11 protein-coding genes are annotated in these 15,224 nt (G+C 73.2%); 7 read left to right on the top strand and 4 right to left on the bottom strand.

The window, feature by feature from the left end; genetic code table 11:
• Positions 1-26: 26 nt before the first annotated feature.
• Positions 27-1,028: a terpene synthase family protein gene (locus tag FR742_RS07500; RefSeq protein WP_148030264.1), complete on the bottom strand. Its 1,002-nt coding sequence runs from the start codon at positions 1,026-1,028 to the stop codon at positions 27-29.
• Between the two features lie 273 nt (positions 1,029-1,301).
• Here FR742_RS07500 and FR742_RS07495 point away from each other — a divergent pair, with 273 nt between their 5' ends.
• Both FR742_RS07495 and FR742_RS07490 read left to right on the top strand, forming a co-directional pair.
• On the top strand, positions 1,302-2,201 hold the full coding sequence (locus FR742_RS07495; RefSeq protein WP_148030263.1) for a proteasome assembly chaperone family protein: 900 nt from the start codon (positions 1,302-1,304) through the stop codon (positions 2,199-2,201).
• A gap of 22 nt (positions 2,202-2,223) precedes the next feature.
• Entirely contained in the window at positions 2,224-3,264 is a 1,041-nt protein-coding gene (locus FR742_RS07490; RefSeq protein ID WP_148030262.1) for a Gfo/Idh/MocA family oxidoreductase, read from the top strand.
• Here FR742_RS07490 and FR742_RS07485 read toward each other — a convergent pair.
• Positions 3,261-4,043 (bottom strand): tyrosine-protein phosphatase, encoded by a 783-nt coding sequence (locus FR742_RS07485; protein WP_148030261.1) that lies wholly within the window; start codon positions 4,041-4,043, stop codon positions 3,261-3,263. The two genes, FR742_RS07490 and FR742_RS07485, sit on opposite strands and share 4 nt — an antisense overlap.
• 73 nt (positions 4,044-4,116) lie before the next feature.
• Here FR742_RS07485 and FR742_RS07480 point away from each other — a divergent pair, with 73 nt between their 5' ends.
• On the top strand, positions 4,117-4,986 hold the full coding sequence (locus tag FR742_RS07480; RefSeq protein ID WP_148030260.1) for a hypothetical protein: 870 nt from the start codon (positions 4,117-4,119) through the stop codon (positions 4,984-4,986).
• Here the strand turns inward: FR742_RS07480 and FR742_RS07475 are convergent.
• Both FR742_RS07475 and FR742_RS07470 read right to left on the bottom strand, forming a co-directional pair.
• Positions 4,967-7,495 (bottom strand): tetratricopeptide repeat protein, encoded by a 2,529-nt coding sequence (locus FR742_RS07475; protein ID WP_148030259.1) that lies wholly within the window; start codon positions 7,493-7,495, stop codon positions 4,967-4,969. The two genes, FR742_RS07480 and FR742_RS07475, sit on opposite strands and share 20 nt — an antisense overlap.
• 55 nt (positions 7,496-7,550) lie before the next feature.
• Positions 7,551-9,662 carry a M6 family metalloprotease domain-containing protein gene (locus tag FR742_RS07470; protein ID WP_261808394.1) on the bottom strand — a complete coding sequence of 704 codons (2,112 nt, stop codon included), beginning with the start codon at positions 9,660-9,662 and terminating at the stop codon, positions 7,551-7,553.
• A gap of 106 nt (positions 9,663-9,768) precedes the next feature.
• On the opposite strand from FR742_RS07470, the gene FR742_RS07465 reads away from it, so the two are divergent.
• The 4 genes from FR742_RS07465 to FR742_RS07445 all read left to right on the top strand — a co-directional run bounded on the left by FR742_RS07465 (position 9,769) and on the right by FR742_RS07445 (position 15,219).
• Positions 9,769-10,920 (top strand): CdaR family transcriptional regulator, encoded by a 1,152-nt coding sequence (locus tag FR742_RS07465; RefSeq protein WP_148030258.1) that lies wholly within the window; start codon positions 9,769-9,771, stop codon positions 10,918-10,920.
• A gap of 104 nt (positions 10,921-11,024) precedes the next feature.
• Entirely contained in the window at positions 11,025-11,987 is a 963-nt protein-coding gene (locus FR742_RS07460; RefSeq protein WP_148030257.1) for an imidazolonepropionase-like domain-containing protein, read from the top strand.
• Positions 11,988-12,210: 223 nt separating this feature from the next.
• Positions 12,211-13,461, top strand: coding sequence for an MFS transporter (locus tag FR742_RS07455; protein ID WP_148030256.1), 1,251 nt, complete (start codon positions 12,211-12,213; stop codon positions 13,459-13,461).
• A 9-nt stretch (positions 13,462-13,470) separates the two neighbouring features.
• Positions 13,471-15,219 carry a gamma-glutamyltransferase gene (locus tag FR742_RS07445; RefSeq protein WP_261808393.1) on the top strand — a complete coding sequence of 583 codons (1,749 nt, stop codon included), beginning with the start codon at positions 13,471-13,473 and terminating at the stop codon, positions 15,217-15,219.
• Positions 15,220-15,224: the final 5 nt, after the last annotated feature.

The following is a 15,224-nucleotide window of genomic DNA, read 5'->3' as shown; positions in this document are numbered from 1 at the left end:
ACTGGCACGGCGTGAGGGGGGCCGGATCAGACGGCCTGCGGCCAGCGGGTGCCGGTCGGCCAGGCGTGCACGTAGCGCGCGCTGCCCAGCGAGAACTCGATGTGGCCGCGTACCCAGTGTTCGAGGCCCAGCACGTACTTGCGGACCGGCAGCGGCGCCCAGGTGTCGAGGCGGGCGCGCCGCTCGACGAAGGCGTCGATGGCGGCGTTGTGCATCCTCGAGACCTCGTGCAGCGCCTCCTGGAGGGTCAGCGCCCGGTGCGTGGCCAGCACGGTGACCAGGTTGTGCCGGGCCTTGTCGTTGCCGCGTTCCTTGGCGTACGAGAGCAGGTCGTTGTCCCAGCCGATGAGGTCGCAGGCGAGGTCGGACAGGGCGCGCACGTCGGGGTGGTGCCACTCCTCGGCTTCGAGGCGGTAGCCGCCGCCGACGTCGATGAGGGCGAAGCAGGTGAACGTGGCGCCGGTGATGCGCCGCATGAGGACGTAGTCCTCGGGGGTGGGGATGAGGTCGGCCTCGCGGTTGGCGGCCTCCCAGATCTGGGCGAAGAGGTACTCCTTCACGGTCGTCCGCCACCGGTCGACCTGGGCGGGGGTGCCCAGCTCGGCGATGCGGTCGAGCAGCTCGCGCAGGGTGACGCCGAAGGGGTCGCCGGGGGCCGGTTCCCTGCGCCTGTCGAGGACGTCGAACAGGGGCGGCAGGGCGCGGGCCAAGGCGGAGGGCCGGTGGCCCATCAGCTCCCCTTCGCAGAACGCGTCGTCGAAGGCGAACAGCCAGTTGTACCAATCGTTGATCAGTCTGAGGCTCTCGCGGGGCACGGGCGGGTTCGTCCGCGCCGCGAGCATGCCGATCTTGGAGCGGCGGAAGTGCTCGATCGCGCCGGTTCCGTCGAGCATGGACGAGGCGGCCAGCCACAGATGGCTCTCGGCGTCGACCTCGGCCGCGTGCTCGTTGATCTCGTTGGGGAAGGGGCACGGGAGCGGAGGGATGCGGAGTGGTCGCCTACCAAAGGAGTGCGCAGAAGTAGCCACCCACCCAGCATGACGAGAGAGTGTCCGAAAGGCCACACTCGGCTACCATCATGCATTTGCAGGTTATTTCATACTGTGAACCATTCGCCCCCTCCGTTGCTCAGGCCCTCCATGCCACCGGAACTGGCGGGGTCGAACAGCCTGGTGGCGGACTCTTCGGGCTCCGGGTCCCCGTCCCTGTATCCCGTTGTGTCTCGATAGGGTGCCCTGCACGGAATCGTTCCGGCTCGCCGTGGGTTCTGGATGTGAGTACCTAGGGAAAGGCTGTCCAACGTGTTCGACCCGACGGATCTATACAGGCTCGCCGAGGACCTCCCCGAGCTGACCGATCCGGTGTTGCTGTATCACTTCGACGGCTTCGTCGACGCCGGGGCCGCCGGACGGCTCGCGCTGCGCCACGTGCTGGACGAGCTGGAGCACCGGGTCGTCGCGACGTTCGACGTGGACCGGCTGCTCGACTACCGGTCCAGGCGGCCGATCATGGTGTTCGACACCGACAGGTGGGTGGAGGTCGAGACGCCTGAGCTGGTCGTCTACAGCGTGAAGGACGCGACGGGCACCCCCTTCCTGCTGATGACCGGCCCCGAGCCGGACCGCGCGTGGGAGCTGTTCATCCGGGCCGTCGGCACGCTCGCCGGCCGGTTCGGGGTGAGCAAGATGGTGACCATGCACGGCATCCCGATGGCCGTGCCGCACACCCGCCCGCTGGGCCTCACCATGCACGCCAGCCGGCCGGAGCTGATGAGCGGCAAGCCGAGCACGTTCGGCCGGGTGCAGGTGCCGGGCAGCGTGGCCGCCCTGATGGAGTTCCGGCTCGGCGCGGAGGGGCGTGACGCGATCGGCTTCGCCGTGCACGTGCCCCACTACCTGTCGCAGGCCGAGTACCCGACGGCCGCGGTCGCCGCGCTGGAGGCGGTCACCAGGAACACCGGGCTGATGTTCCCGCTCGACGCCCTGCGCGAGGCCGCGGAGCGCACGACCGTGGAGATCGAGGAGCAGATCAGCTCCTCGGCGGAGCTGTCCAGCGCGATCAGCGGGCTGGAGCAGCAGTACGACGCGTTCGCGGCCGGCGAGGAGCGCGAGAACCTGATCGCCGAGTCCATCCCGATGCCGACCGGCGACGAGCTGGCGGCGCAGTTCGAGCGGTTCCTGGCGGAGCGCGACGACGATTGATCACCCCAGGTAGCCTGGGGCGATGGACGAGATCCAGGTCGGGCTGATCGGTTACGGCACGGCGGGGGCGGTCTTCCACGCGCCGCTGATCGAGGCCACGCCCGGGCTGCGGCTGACGGCCGTGGTGACGCGCGATCCGGCCCGCCGCGACGAGGTGTCCGCCCGCTACGGCGCCGAGCCCGTCTCCGAGGCCGCGGCGCTGTGGGGCCGGTGCGACCTGGTGGTGGTCGCCTCGCCCAACCGGACGCACGCGAGCCTGGCGGCCGAGGCCCTCGACCATGGCAGGGCGGTGGTGGTCGACAAGCCGTTCGCGCGCACCGCGGAGGAGGCCCGCGCCGTCACCCGGCTGGCCGCCGCGAAGGGCCTGATGCTGACCGTCTTCCAGAACCGGCGCTGGGACGGCGACTTCCGCACCGTACGCCGGCTGGTCGCGGAGGGCGCGCTGGGCGAGGTGCGGCGGCTGGAGTCGCGCTTCGAGCGCTGGCGGCCGGCGCCCAAGGGCGGCTGGCGCGAGACCGGAGGCCCCGGCGACGCCGCCGGGCTCCTCTACGACCTGGGCAGCCACCTGGTCGACCAGGCGCTCCAGCTGCTCGGCCCGGTCACCCACGTCTACTGCGAGAGCGACGTGCGGCGCGCCGGGGTGGCGGCCGACGACGACACGTTCGTCGCGCTGACGCACGCGGGCGGGGCGCGCTCCCACCTGTGGGTCAGCGCGGTGACCCCGAGCCTCGGGCCGCGCTTCCGCGTGCTCGGCTCGTCGGGCGCCTACCTGAAGTACGGGCTCGACGTGCAGGAGGAACGGCTGCGCGAAGGACGGTCGCCGGCCGCGGCGGGGTTCGGCGAGGAGGACGCGGACCGCTGGGGCGTGGCGGGAGCCGGCGACGACCTGCGCGAGGTGCCCACCGAACCGGGCGCCTACCTCGACTTCTACCGCGAGGTGGAGTCCGCGCTGCGCGCCGGCGGGCCGCCTCCGGTGACTCCCGAGAGCGCCGTGGAGGCGCTGGCCGTGATCGAGGCGGCCCGCCGGTCGGCCGGCGAGCGGACCGTGGTGCGGGTGGGCTAGCCGCGCAGGCGGTCGTACATCGCCTGGCTGTCGTCGTCGGTCCAGCCCTGCCGCGCCAGCCAGCCGAGCGGGCCGCCGAACCTCTCGTCCAGCACGCTCAGGAACTGCTCGATGTAGCGCGGGCGCGGCATGTGGTCGTCGGCCGGGCGCGAGTCGAGGTCGTCGCGGTAGGTGGAGCTGCCGCGCAGGCGGCGCAGGATCAGCTCCAGCCGCTCCCCCGTGGCCGCGTAGTCGGCCACGATGGCCTCGCGGGTGGCGCCGGCCACCTCCAGCGCGAGCGCGCACAGCACGCCGGTGCGGTCCTTGCCCGCGGCGCAGTGCACCACGGCCGCGCCGTCGTCGCGCGCCATCGTGCGCAGCGCCCGCACCACCGCGTCGGGCCGGTCGCGCAGGTAGCCGTAGTAGAAGCCGGTGACGCGCAGCTCCACGTCGCCCTGGCGCTCGTGCCAGGGCAGCACCCGGTCGGCCTCGATGGTGTCGGCCTCGACGTCGGTGCGCCGCCCGCCCTCGGGGAAGAGCGTCAGGTGGTGATGGGTCACCTCGGGCACCTCGGCCAGCGGCCCCGGGCCCTCCAGCGTCACCTCGGGGGTCGAGCGCAGGTCGACCACGTGCCGCAGCTTGAGTTCGCCGACCAGCCGGGAGACGTCGGCGGGGGTCAGTCCCTGGAGGTTGTCCGACCGCAGGATGCGGCCGAACTGTGTGACGCCGCCGTCACGCGTCGGAATCCCGCCCAGGTCACGGACGTTGACGGCGCCGTCGAGATCGATCCATCTGCTCATCACGTTCACCCCGCCGACCCTATATGTCCCGCAAACATGAGCGGATTCGCGGTTCATAACGCAGCATGAACGTATGGATCCACGTGCTCTGCCCCCTCGGCTGGTGATCGATCCATCGCTGCCCCCGGACGTCTCCGTCGAGCTCCGGTCGAGCCCGCACGTGCTCAGACTGGCCAGGTCCGGCTGGCGGATGGCACCTCGCAACCTCACCTGGCTGTTCGTCCTGCCCGGTTTCCTGTTGCTGCTGTGGATGGTGACGGGCACCGGCGCGGTCATCACGGCGGCCGTCGGCGCCGGCCTCTTCGGACTGATCCGCTGGCTCTCCGTCGGGTCGTACAACAGGGCGACCCGCCGCAGGCTCGCCCTGGCCTACGAGTACGCCAACTACTACATCCTCCCCGAGGACCTCGACTACCCCTGCCAGGTGCTGCTGCGGCGCGCCCAGCGGGCGGCCGAGGCGATCCTCGGGTCGCAGGTGCACAGGGAAGGGCTGATCGACACCATCGACAACCGGGTGACGCTGCCGGAGGAGGTCTGGCAGATCGCGCAACGGCTGCGCAAGCTGTCGGCCATGCACGCCGAGCACGGCAAGCTGGTCCCCCGCGAGCTGCCCACAGGGCTGAAGGACGCGTTCAAGCCGTACAGCACCGCGCTGGACGCGGCCTGGACGTCGTTGTCGAAGCGGGTGCGCAACCTGGAGCAGTACGCCAAGCAGGTGGTGAAGGCCGACCGGGTGTTCCACGCGCACCGGCGGCTGGAGGCGCTGGCCGCGCGCACGCCCGACTACCAGGAGCTGATCGCCGACACGGTGCGCGACGACATGGCGCGCGCGCACCTGCGGGAGCTGACCGACCAGGCCGCGCACGCGCGCAAGCTGTTCGAGGAGAGCATCCACCAGGCCAGGCAGGCGGCGGGCGAGCTGCTCAGGCCTCCGCGGCCTTGAGCAGCTCCAGCGTGCGGCGCACGCCGGCCTCGTTGCCCAGGCTGCGGTAGATGTCCCTGGCCTGGCGCAGCGGCGGCCCGGCGGCGCTCCCGGCGCCCGCGTCCAGGTGCGCCTCGCCGATGTACTGCAGGCCGCGCGCCATCCACCAGCGGTCGCCCAGCCCTTCGAAGGCGTCGACGGCGCGGCGCAGCTCGCGCTCGGCCTCCGCCACGCGGCGCAGCCTGCCGAGCACCCGGCCGACCGACAGGGCCGAGCGGGCGACGCCCCAGGAGTCGCCGAGCGCCTCCAGGATCTCCCCCGCCCGGCGGGCCACCTCCAGCTCGCGCAGGCCGCTGGACGGGTCGCCGACCTCGCCGGCGGCACGCAGGCAGCGGGCCTCCTCCCACAGCTCGCCGCGCCGCCGGAACATCTCGGCCGCCCGGTCCAGGCTGTAGCCGGCCTTGGTGAAGGTCTCGACGGCCGCCCGCTGGTCCCCCGCCCGGTGCAGGCCGCGGGCCTGGGCGGCGAGCACCTCGCCGTACACGCGCAGCGTCTGCGCCTCGGAGTAGCGGTTGCCCTCGCGCTCGAACACCTCCAGCGCGTCCTCCAGCAGCTCCCTGGCCTCCTCGGGGCGCCGTTCCGCCAGCCGCATCTCGGCGAGGTTGCGTTGCGTACGCGCCATCCACCAGAAGTCCTCGACGCCCTTGAACGCGGTGATGGCGGCGACCAGGAACTCCTGGGCCCGGTCGAGGTGGCCGTCGCTGAACAGCGTCATGCCGATGGTGCGCAGCGCCCTGGCCGCCCACCACGTCTCGCCGAGTTCGGTGAACGCCTCCAGCGCCTGCTCGGCGTCCGCCCGGCCGCGCTCCTGGCCGCCCTGCCCGCCCCAGACGGCGGCGCGGTCCAGCGCGGCGATGGCCCGCGCGCGCCGGTCGCCGGCCCGTTCGGCGGCCTCGCAGCCGATGTCGGCGGCCTCCGCCCAGTCGGCCCAGTAGGCGCGCAGCGAGTGGCACAGCGAGCAGAACGCCCGCGACAGCCCCCACGTCAGCTCCCACAGCTCCAGCCGCCTGGCGATGCCGATCATCGCCATGAACGTGAGCCGCTCGGCGTTCAGCCAGTCGCCCGCGTGGATCTGGCCTTCGGCGGTGGAGCGGCGGCCGCCCTTGCTCCAGTCCTGCGGCCAGCGGTTCTGCGCCGCCTCCTCGGCGCGGCGGCGGTAGCCGTGCAGGACGCGCTCGACGGCGTCGCCGCGCCTGGCCGGGTCGTCGTCGCCCGCCGGCTCGGCGGCGAACAGGGCGACCAGGTCGTGCAGCCGGTAACGCATCGTGCCGGTCAGGTCGGTGCCCGAGCACTCGGCGAGCTGGGCGTCGATCAGCGCCTCCAGCTGGTCGGCGCCGTCCAGGGTGGAGATGTCGAGCAGCTCGCCCGCCACCCAGCCGGGCACGTCGGGCGCCGAGCTGAGCGCGCTGAGCAGCCGCAGCAGCCGCCGCTGCATGCCGGTGCAGTCGTCGTAGCTGAGCTGCACCGAGGCCCGCACGCTCTTGTCCACCGTGGGCGCCAGCTCCAGCTGGTCCAGGCGGCGGCGCTCGTCGGCCAGCCGGTCGGCCATCTGCCGCAGCGTCCACTGCTCGCGGGTGGCCAGGCGGCCGCCGCAGATGCCGATGGCCAGCGGCAGGTAGTCGCAGAGCCGCACGATCTCCTTGGCGGACTCCAGGTCCTCGAAGACCCGCTCGCCGCCGGCCAGCCTGGCCAGCAGTTCGACGCCGTGCGCCTCGCTGAACGGTCCGAGCCGGGTGTCGTGGGTGCCGCCGAGGAACAGCGGCTGGCGGGAGGTGACCAGCACGGCGCAGCCGCGTTCGGCCGGGATCAGCGCCTTGACCTGATCGGCGCTGTGCGCGTTGTCCAGGCCGATGAGGATCCTGCGGTCCTTGGTCCAGGTCAGCCAGAGTTTGCGCAGTTCCTCCAGCCCGCCGGGGTCGATGGCCAGCCGGACCCCGAGCGCGCGCAGGAATCCGATCAGCACCTCCTTGGGCCGTACCGGGGAGTCGACGCCGCCGCGCAGGTCGGCGTAGAGGCGGCCGTCGGGGAACGATCCGGCGACCTCCTGGCCGAACCGGGTGATCAGGGATGACTTGCCGACGCCGCCCCTGCCGTACACGGAGACCACCAGCGCCGGTGCGGGGGCCGCGGCCTTCCTGCGGGCGGCGAACACCTCGCGCAGCTCGGCCAGCGCGTCGGCGCGGCCGGTGAAGTGCTCCGGCACGGGCGGCCACTGCTCGGGCGCCCTGGAGGCGGGCTCGGCCGGTGTCACGCGGCGGGGCCGCACCTCGGTGGTGGCCCAGGTGGCCACGCCCACCAGGAGGGCGGCCGCCGCCGTGACGCCGACCTTGGCCACCGGCGGGATCTCCCACTCCAGGGCGGCCGCGAAGATGCTGGCCGCGGCGGCGGCGAAGCCCGCGGCGACCGGCGCGGCCACCCCGATCTTCCTCAGCCGCCGCGGTCGCGGTTTGTCAGGCAGGTCACCTGTCATGATCGGATTCAAACCGATGGGGCACGGCTCGCGCCAGCCGTACCCCATCGTTCATTCAGACGCCCACCACGAGACACGTGGCGGTCGCGGACTTGGCCGGGTCGCTCTCCGAGGTGGCGGTGAGCTTGACCCGGGCCAGCCGGTCGCCGCCGGAGCCGCGGACGGCGTTGACGGTCACGGTGTCGTGCCCGCCGAACTCGACGGTGGCCAGCGCGTTGGGCGTCTGAGCGGTCCACCCCTTGCCCGAGACCTCCGCGGTGAGGCGGTAGACGTCGGACTTCAGGTAGGCGCTGACGTCCTCGGGGTGCTGCCCCTGGGCGGGGGCCGACCTGCCGGTGTTGAACAGCGGGAATCTGCAGGTGGACAGGTTCTTGCCGGACGGGACGCCGGCGCCGGGCAGCAGCCGCACGCCGCGCCGCTGCGGGCCCGCGCCGTCGAGGGAGCGGATCGCCACGGTGTAGGACAGGATGCCCTTGCGGTCGCGGTGCACGTCAGTGATGTAGAAGTGCAGCCGGTTGGCCTCGTCGACGTACTCGTACTCGCTGCCGGAGTCGGTGCCGGCGTGGAAGAGCGCGTCGGACAGCTGACGGTAGTCGCCGATCGTGATCGGCACCTCGGTGCCGTCGGGCATCACGTAGTCGGTCATGCCGATGTCCTGCGGGTTGGCGTCGATCACCCACTCGAACGGTGCCCGGTCGGCGTTCTTGGTCTTGGCCAGGAGCACGCCGGAGTCGGGGGTGAACGAGTCGCTGCCCATCCGGTCGACGACCTCGACCGTGTAGTTGTCGTAGCCGCCGCCGTCGCACATCGGGTCGGTGCCGGGGTCGCAGGCGGGGCTCTTGTCACCGGTGTCGAAGGCGATGTTGATCCCGGACAGGCCCTTGTCGCCCGGCTGGACGGCGCGGGCGGTCACCTTGGCCGTGACGAGGCCGGACTCGTCCAGCGCCTCACGGGACAGGCGCAGCACGTTCCGCTCGTCCACCATCTCCAGCTTGATCTTGTTGCGGAGCATGTGCTGCGCGCCCATGGACGCGCCCGCGGTGGGCGGGATCAGCCAGCGGGAGTGCGGGCCGCCGGGCCCGTTGAAGCTGCCCCGGCTGAGCATCTCCCAGATGCCGGTGTACGCGCGCCGCGGCGGCACCCCGTACGGGTTGTTGTAGTTGTCGGCGATGCCCATGATGTGGCTCAGCTCGTGGGCGTAGACCGCCATGCCCGAGCTCTCGGCCTGCACCGAGTCGATGCCGAAGCGGGCGTTGGGCCAGAACGTGGAGCCCGCCTGCCAGGAGGTCCACTCGACGTAGCGGGTCCTGGACCAGTTGGGCAGGGCGGGGTCGTTCTCGGGGCCCCACGCGTCGGGCACGTCCTCCTTCGTGGGGAACTTTATCATGCCGAACTCCTGCCAGGTGGACGACTCGTCCTGGCCGGCGCTCACGTAGAAGACGAAGTCGAACTGGTCGGCCACCTCCTGGCCGACGTCGGCGAGCCAGGCGGCGTTGCCGTCGGTGCGCAGGTTGCGGTTGCAGGTGTCGCCGGCGGGGCAGGCGTCCCGCTGGTACTCCAGCGCGTACTCGTGGTCCTTGCCGGGCATCGTGTACGGGCCGAACCCGGTCAGATCGACGCCGTAACGCCCGCCGGAGTCCTCCATCCAGTACTCGTGGATGGTGTGGCCCTTGTTGAGGTCGTTCGGGGTGTTGAGGAAGTCCTGGTAGAACTTGGCGACCTGGTCGCGGGGCACGTCGTGGGCCTGGGCGCTGGGGTTGCCGAAGATGGTCGAGCCCTGGGGCTGGGTGACCACGAACGGCTGGTTGGGGTAGTCCAGCAGCACCAGCGCGCCCTTGAAGGTGCGCACGGAACCCTCGGCGGAGGGGTCGTTCCAGGTGGTGCCGGGGATCTTCTTGTAGTCGGCCCACGTCATGTGGTCCGGGTTCTCCCAGTTCTGCGGGTCGATCGGCTCGAAGCCTGCCGAAGGCCGGCCGCGCAGGGCGCTGGGGTTCTCCGCGGGCGCGTCACGCTGCCAGGGCTGGGTCTGGGGCCAGTGGTCGAGCCGCCAGGGATGCTCGGGGTCGTCTGCGGGGGGTGCTGCGGAAGCGGGGGTCGCCATCAGGCTCACCGGGATCAGCACGATGGCCGACAGCACGGCTCCCAGCAGTTTCTTCGGGACAATCACGGCTCGACGGTATAGAGCATATTGACCGAGATCACCGTTCAGTTGTAGGGAAGACCTGTAGCAGCGCTTCCAACAAATGATGAAAAGTCCTGATCAAGGGGCGCCCGTGGCGGATCTTCAGCGGATCGTCGACGACCTCGCGGCCCGGCTCGGCCGCCCGCTCCTGCTGGAGGACCGGTTGCAGCGGGTCATCGCCTACAGCGAGCAGAACGGCGCCATGGACGACATCCGCCGCGACTCCATCCTGCGCCGCCGCACCACGCCGGAGGTCCGGCAGTTCCTGCGCGCCGCGGGGGTGCACGACGCGCAGGACCCGCTGCGCACGCCGGGCGCGCCGCAGCTCGGGCTGCTGCCGCGGTGGTGCGTCCCGGTACGGCACGAGGCGGCGCTGCTGGGATTCCTGTGGTTCATCGACACGGCGCCGGCCATGTCGGGCCCCCAGGTGGCCGAGGCCGCCGCGGCCGCTCCGGCGCTGGCCCTGGCGCTGTTCCACGAGAGCCTGGCCACCGGCCTGGCCTCGCACCGGGAACTGGAGGCGGTCAGCGGGCTGCTCATGGGCGAGCGGGAGGCGGCGCTCCAGCTCATCGAGGCGGGCGCCTTCCCGCAGGCGCAGCCGGTGACCGTGCTGGTGGCCAGGCCGCCGGCGGGCGAGCCGGACGACGCGCTGCGCCTGGCGCTGGAGCAGGGGCTGCTGGCGCTGCGGCGGCGGCTGAGCGGGCACCACCCGCTGCATCTGGTCCGCTACGACCACGCGGCGCTGCTCGTGGCCGGCCCGCCGATCGCCGCCGACGAGGTGCACGCGGCCATGTCGGTGCCGGTCGTGGTCGGCATCGGCCGCCCGAGGCCGGCGCTGGCCGAGGCGGCCGGGTCCTACGCCGAGGCGCGGCACGCGGCGGACGTGGCCGCGCGGGTGCCGGGCCTCGGCCGTTCCGCGCTGTGGGAGCGGCTGGGCGTCTACCGGATGCTCACCCGGCTGCCCGACTCCGAGCTGCATCCCGGGCTGGAGCCCCTGCTGGGCGACACGCAGCACCTGCCGCTGCTGGAGACGCTGGAGACCTATCTGGACCTGGCGGGCAGCGCCGTCGCCACCTCGCGTGCGCTGCGGCTGCACCGGACCTCGCTGTACTACCGGCTGCGGCGCGTCGAGGAGCTGGCCCGTACCGACCTGAAGGACGGCGGGGAGCGGCTGGCGCTGCACCTGAGCCTCAAGCTGGCCCGTCTGTCAGGCCGCTACCGGCCGCGCGACGGGATCGGATGATTGCGGTGTGCACGCGCGCTCACGTTTAATGCATAAAAGGGATATTTGCCACGGGAGTATCGATGGGGGTCGTGAAGCGCGCGCGTCCGGCTCTGAACCCCCGTGTGTCCAGACCCGTGGTCCTCCATTCCGCGACGCTGGTGCTGCCCATCGCCACCGAGCCGATCAGGAACGGCGCCGTCGCCGTGCGCGGCGAGCGGGTCCTGCGCGTCGGGCCGCGCGACGAGCTGCTGGGCCGCTACCGCGTCACCGAGGAGCACCACTGGCGCGGGACGATCGTCGCCGGGCTGGTGGACGCGTACGCGGCGGGCGGCGCCCCCGGACCCGGGGTGGTGGCCCGTGCGGCCGAGCTGGGCGACCCCGCCGCCGCGCCGGGACCGGCCGCGGGCGTCGCGTACGTGCCCGTGACCTGCGAGTCGGAGCGGGAGTGGGAGGAGAGCCGGCGCGACGCGCTCATCACGGCCATCCGCGAGATGGACCGGCCCGTCGGCATCGCCCCGCACACGCGCGACCCGCACGTGCTGGAGGACGTGGCCCTGCTGGCCAGGACGTTCGGCCTGCGGCTGCTGGTCGACCTGGACCGCCATTCCCTCGCCGGGCTGGACGAGGCGGGCGTGCTCGGGCCGCACTGCCACGCGGCGTGCGCCCGGCCGCTGGACCCGGGCGAGCGCAAGCTGCTCAAGCTGCGGGGCACGACGGTGGCGCTGCGCCCCGGGCCGGGCGTCGACGAGTGGCCGGCGCTGGTCGAGGAGGGCATCCCGCTCGCCATCGGCACCGCGCCGGCGCACGGGGACGTGCTGGCGTGCGCGGCGGCCGTCCGGGCGCGGGTGCGGGAGCTGGGGCTGCGCCCGCGCGGGCTGGACCGCGCGCTGGTGGAGGCCGCCACGCTCGGCGGCGCCAGGGCCCTCGGCATGGCGGGCGGGCCCGGCGGCCTCGGCACCCTGCATCACGGCGGCCGGGCCAGCTTCGCGGTGTTCGAGGCCCGCGGGCGCTATCCGTACTCCGCCCTCATGCACGGCCCCGCCTGCCTGGCCACGATCATCAGCGGCCGCGTGCACCCCGCCTGAACAGCGAGGCCACGGTTTACCACCATTCCTACCTGCCCTACCCGGAGCGCAGGCGGCTGCTCGGGCTCGGCGCCGAGAAGCGGTTCCCCGCCGGGCAGGTCCTGATGCGGCAGGGCTAAACCTTCCCACGGGGTGAAATGGCGCACATTTCGGTCATTCCGGAATCCAGCTTTCGGAGCGGCGTGTTCCCCCCTCGGCCGCACCGTCAAATCCGGGACAAGTCTTGTCGCTCACCGCCTCTACTTTCCGTGCCCTGCGTCATCACAACTACAGGTTGTGGGCAGGGGCGGACCTCGTCTCCATCACCGGCACCTGGATGCAGGTGCTGGGCGTGAACTGGCTCGTCCTCACGATCACCGGCTCGGCCACCAGCGTGGGGCTCAGCCTGGTCATGCAGGCGCTGCCCACGCTGCTGCTCGGCATGTGGGGAGGGGCGCTGGCGGACCGGCTGCCGACCCGCCCCGTCGTGGTCGCCGCCCAGCTCGCGCAGGCCGCGCTCGCCGCCGTGCTGGCCGTGATCGCGCTGACCGGGGTGCGGTCGCCGCTGCCGATCTACGCGGTGGCGCTGGCCGGCGGGGTGGTGTCGGCCCTGGGCGGGCCGGCGCTCGGCCGGTTCGGGGCGGAGGTGGTGCCCCGGGAGGACCTGCCGAACGCGATGGCGCTCGGCTCGATCATCAACTCGGCCGGGCGCATCCTCGGCATGTCGGTGGCCGGGATGATGCTGCCCCTCACCGGGAACGCCGTGCTGTTCGCGGCGAACGCGCTCACCTTCTTCGCGGTGATCGTCGCGGTGATGCGCATGCGGTCGTCTGAGTTCCACGAGCTGGCCGCCGAGGAGCACCGGCCAGGGGCGGTGCTCGCGGGGCTGCGGTACGTGGCGCGTACCCCGTGGCTGCTCGTCCTGCTCGCGCTGTCGATCGTGCTGGGCAGTCTGGGCCGCAACTACCAGGTGACCATGGCGGCGATGAGCGCGGGCCCGCTGGCGGCGGGCGCGGGCGGGTACGGGCTGCTGTCCACGGTGTTCGCCGCCGGGACCGTCGTGGGCGGGTTCCTCGCCGCCTCGCGGCCTCGGCTGACGATCCGGCTGCTGCTGATCTCCGCGTTCGCCATCAGCGTGCTGCAGGCGCTGAGCGGCCTGATGCCGTCGCTGGCCGCCTTCGCCGCCTTCATGCTGCCCATCGCGGCCGGCGCCATCCTGGTCGACACCACGGTCTCGGCGCGGGCGCAGCTCGACAGCCCGGACGCCATGCGCGGGCGGGTGCTGGCCGCGCTGGGCATGGCCGGCGCCGCGTCGGGTGCGCTGGGCGGGCCGGTGCTGGGCTGGCTGAGCGACTCCTTCGGCCCCCGGCTGGCGCTGCAGGTGGGCGGCGTCTCCTGCGTCGTCGCGACGCTGCTGGCGGCGGCCGCGCTGGCGCGGTTCAGGAAGACCGCCACCGGCCCGGCTCCGGCGCGTGTGGCGATGGAGAACGCCTAGTCTCGACGGGTGCGAAACACCCGATACGCCCCCTCTGGGATGGTATGCAGCATCGACCATCTCGCGTCCGCCGCCGGGGTGACGGCGCTCGACCGCGGCGGTTCCGCCGCCGACGCCGCCATCGCCGCCAACGCCGTGCTCGCCGTCACCTCCCCGCACATGTGCGGGCTCGGCGGCGACCTCTTCGCCCTCGTCCACGACGGCCCCGCGCCATCCGGCCCGCGCCCCGGTCCCGTACGAGACGGCCACCCGACGGACGGCGGGCCGGGCCACGCGCTCAACGCGTCCGGCAGGTCCGGGGGCGGTGCGGACGGCGGGCCGGTCCACGCGCCCAACGCGTCCGGCAGGTCCGGGGGCGGTGCGGACGGCGGGCCGGTTCACGCGCTCAACCTGTCCGGCAGGGCCGGGACCGGTGCGGACCGCGGGCCGGTTCACGCGCTCAACGCGTCCGGCAGGGCCGGGAGCGGTGCGGACGCCGGGCGGTTGCGTGCGGAGGGGCACCGGCGGATGCCGCACCGGCTGGACGTCAGGTCCGTGCCGGTGCCCGGCTGCGTGGACGGCTGGCTCGCGCTGCACGCCCGGTACGGCCGGCTCCCGCTGGCCGACGTGTTCGCGCCCGCCGTACGGCTGGCCCGCGACGGTTTCCCGGCCTCGCCGCTGCTGGCGCCGATGGCGCGGGAGATCGCGGACCGGCCGGACGCCGGCGACCTCGCCGAGATCCGGGCCGCCGGGGACCGGGTCCGCAGGCCGGGCGTGGCCCGCGCGCTGGAGGCGGTGGCCGAAGGCGGGCGCGCCGGGTTCTATCTGGGCGAGTTCGGCGAGGGACTGCTGGAGCTGGGGTCAGGCGAGTACACGCGGGCCGACCTGGAGCGGGACAACGCCGACTGGGTGGAACCCCTGCGGGTGCGCGCGTTCGGCCACGACGTGTGGTCCGCCCCGCCCAACTCCCAGGGTTACCTGCTGCTGCTCTCGCTGGGCATCCTGGACGGGCTGGAGCTGCCGCCCTCGACCGCGCACGCCGCCTGGGCGCACGCGCTGGCCCGGTCCGCCCGCGCCGCCGCGCACGACCGCGACGCGCTGCTGCACGAGCACGCCACCGGCCTGCTCTCCCCCGCCGAGATCGAGCGCCGCCGGGCGCTGACCGGTCGCGGGGACCTCAAGGTGCCCGCCGCCGACGGCGACACCACGTACCTCTGCGCGGTGGACGGCGACGGGCTCGCCGTCTCCCTCATCCAGTCGAACGCCTCCGGTTTCGGCAGCTTCCTGTTCGAACCCCGTACCGGGATCAACCTGCACAACCGCGGCATCGGATTTTCGCTGGAGCCGGGCCACCCCGCCGAGTACGGCCCCGGGCGGCGGCCGCCGCACACGCTCACGCCCGCGCTCATCACCCGCCCCGACGGCTCGCTCCGCTCGGTCGCGGGCACGATGGGCGGTGACGCGCAGCCGCAGATCCTGCTCCAGATCATCACCAGGCTGCTGCGGTACGGGCAGAGCCCGGGAGAGGCGATAGCGGCGCCGCGCTGGCGGTTCGGCAGCGGCACCGGCTTCGACACCTGGCGCCGCGCCGAGGGGGCGGTGGTGGAGCTGGAGGACGGCACCGGCTGGCGCGACGGGCTGGCCGCGCTCGGCCATCGGGTGTCCGCGGTGCCCGGCGGCGCGTTCGGCCACGCGCACCTCATCGACGTCCTGCCGGACGGGATGCTGGCCGGTGCGACGGACCCGCGCGCGCTGACCGGCGCGGCGATTGGGCGGTGAGGGAA

The organism is Nonomuraea sp. C10 (assembly GCF_008017515.1).
Classification (GTDB): domain Bacteria; phylum Actinomycetota; class Actinomycetes; order Streptosporangiales; family Streptosporangiaceae; genus Nonomuraea; species Nonomuraea ferruginea.
This window is presented reverse-complemented; position numbering and strand designations above follow the sequence as displayed.

Excerpts from the sequence above, each read along its gene's own strand:
- FR742_RS07490 (WP_148030262.1), top strand. The coding sequence starts at position 2,224 with ATGGACGAGATCCAGGTCGGGCTGATCGGTTACGGCACGGCGGGGGCG.
- FR742_RS07475 (WP_148030259.1), bottom strand. The coding sequence starts at position 7,495 with ATGACAGGTGACCTGCCTGACAAACCGCGACCGCGGCGGCTGAGGAAG.
- FR742_RS07480 (WP_148030260.1), top strand. The coding sequence starts at position 4,117 with ATGGATCCACGTGCTCTGCCCCCTCGGCTGGTGATCGATCCATCGCTG.
- FR742_RS07485 (WP_148030261.1), bottom strand. The coding sequence starts at position 4,043 with ATGAGCAGATGGATCGATCTCGACGGCGCCGTCAACGTCCGTGACCTG.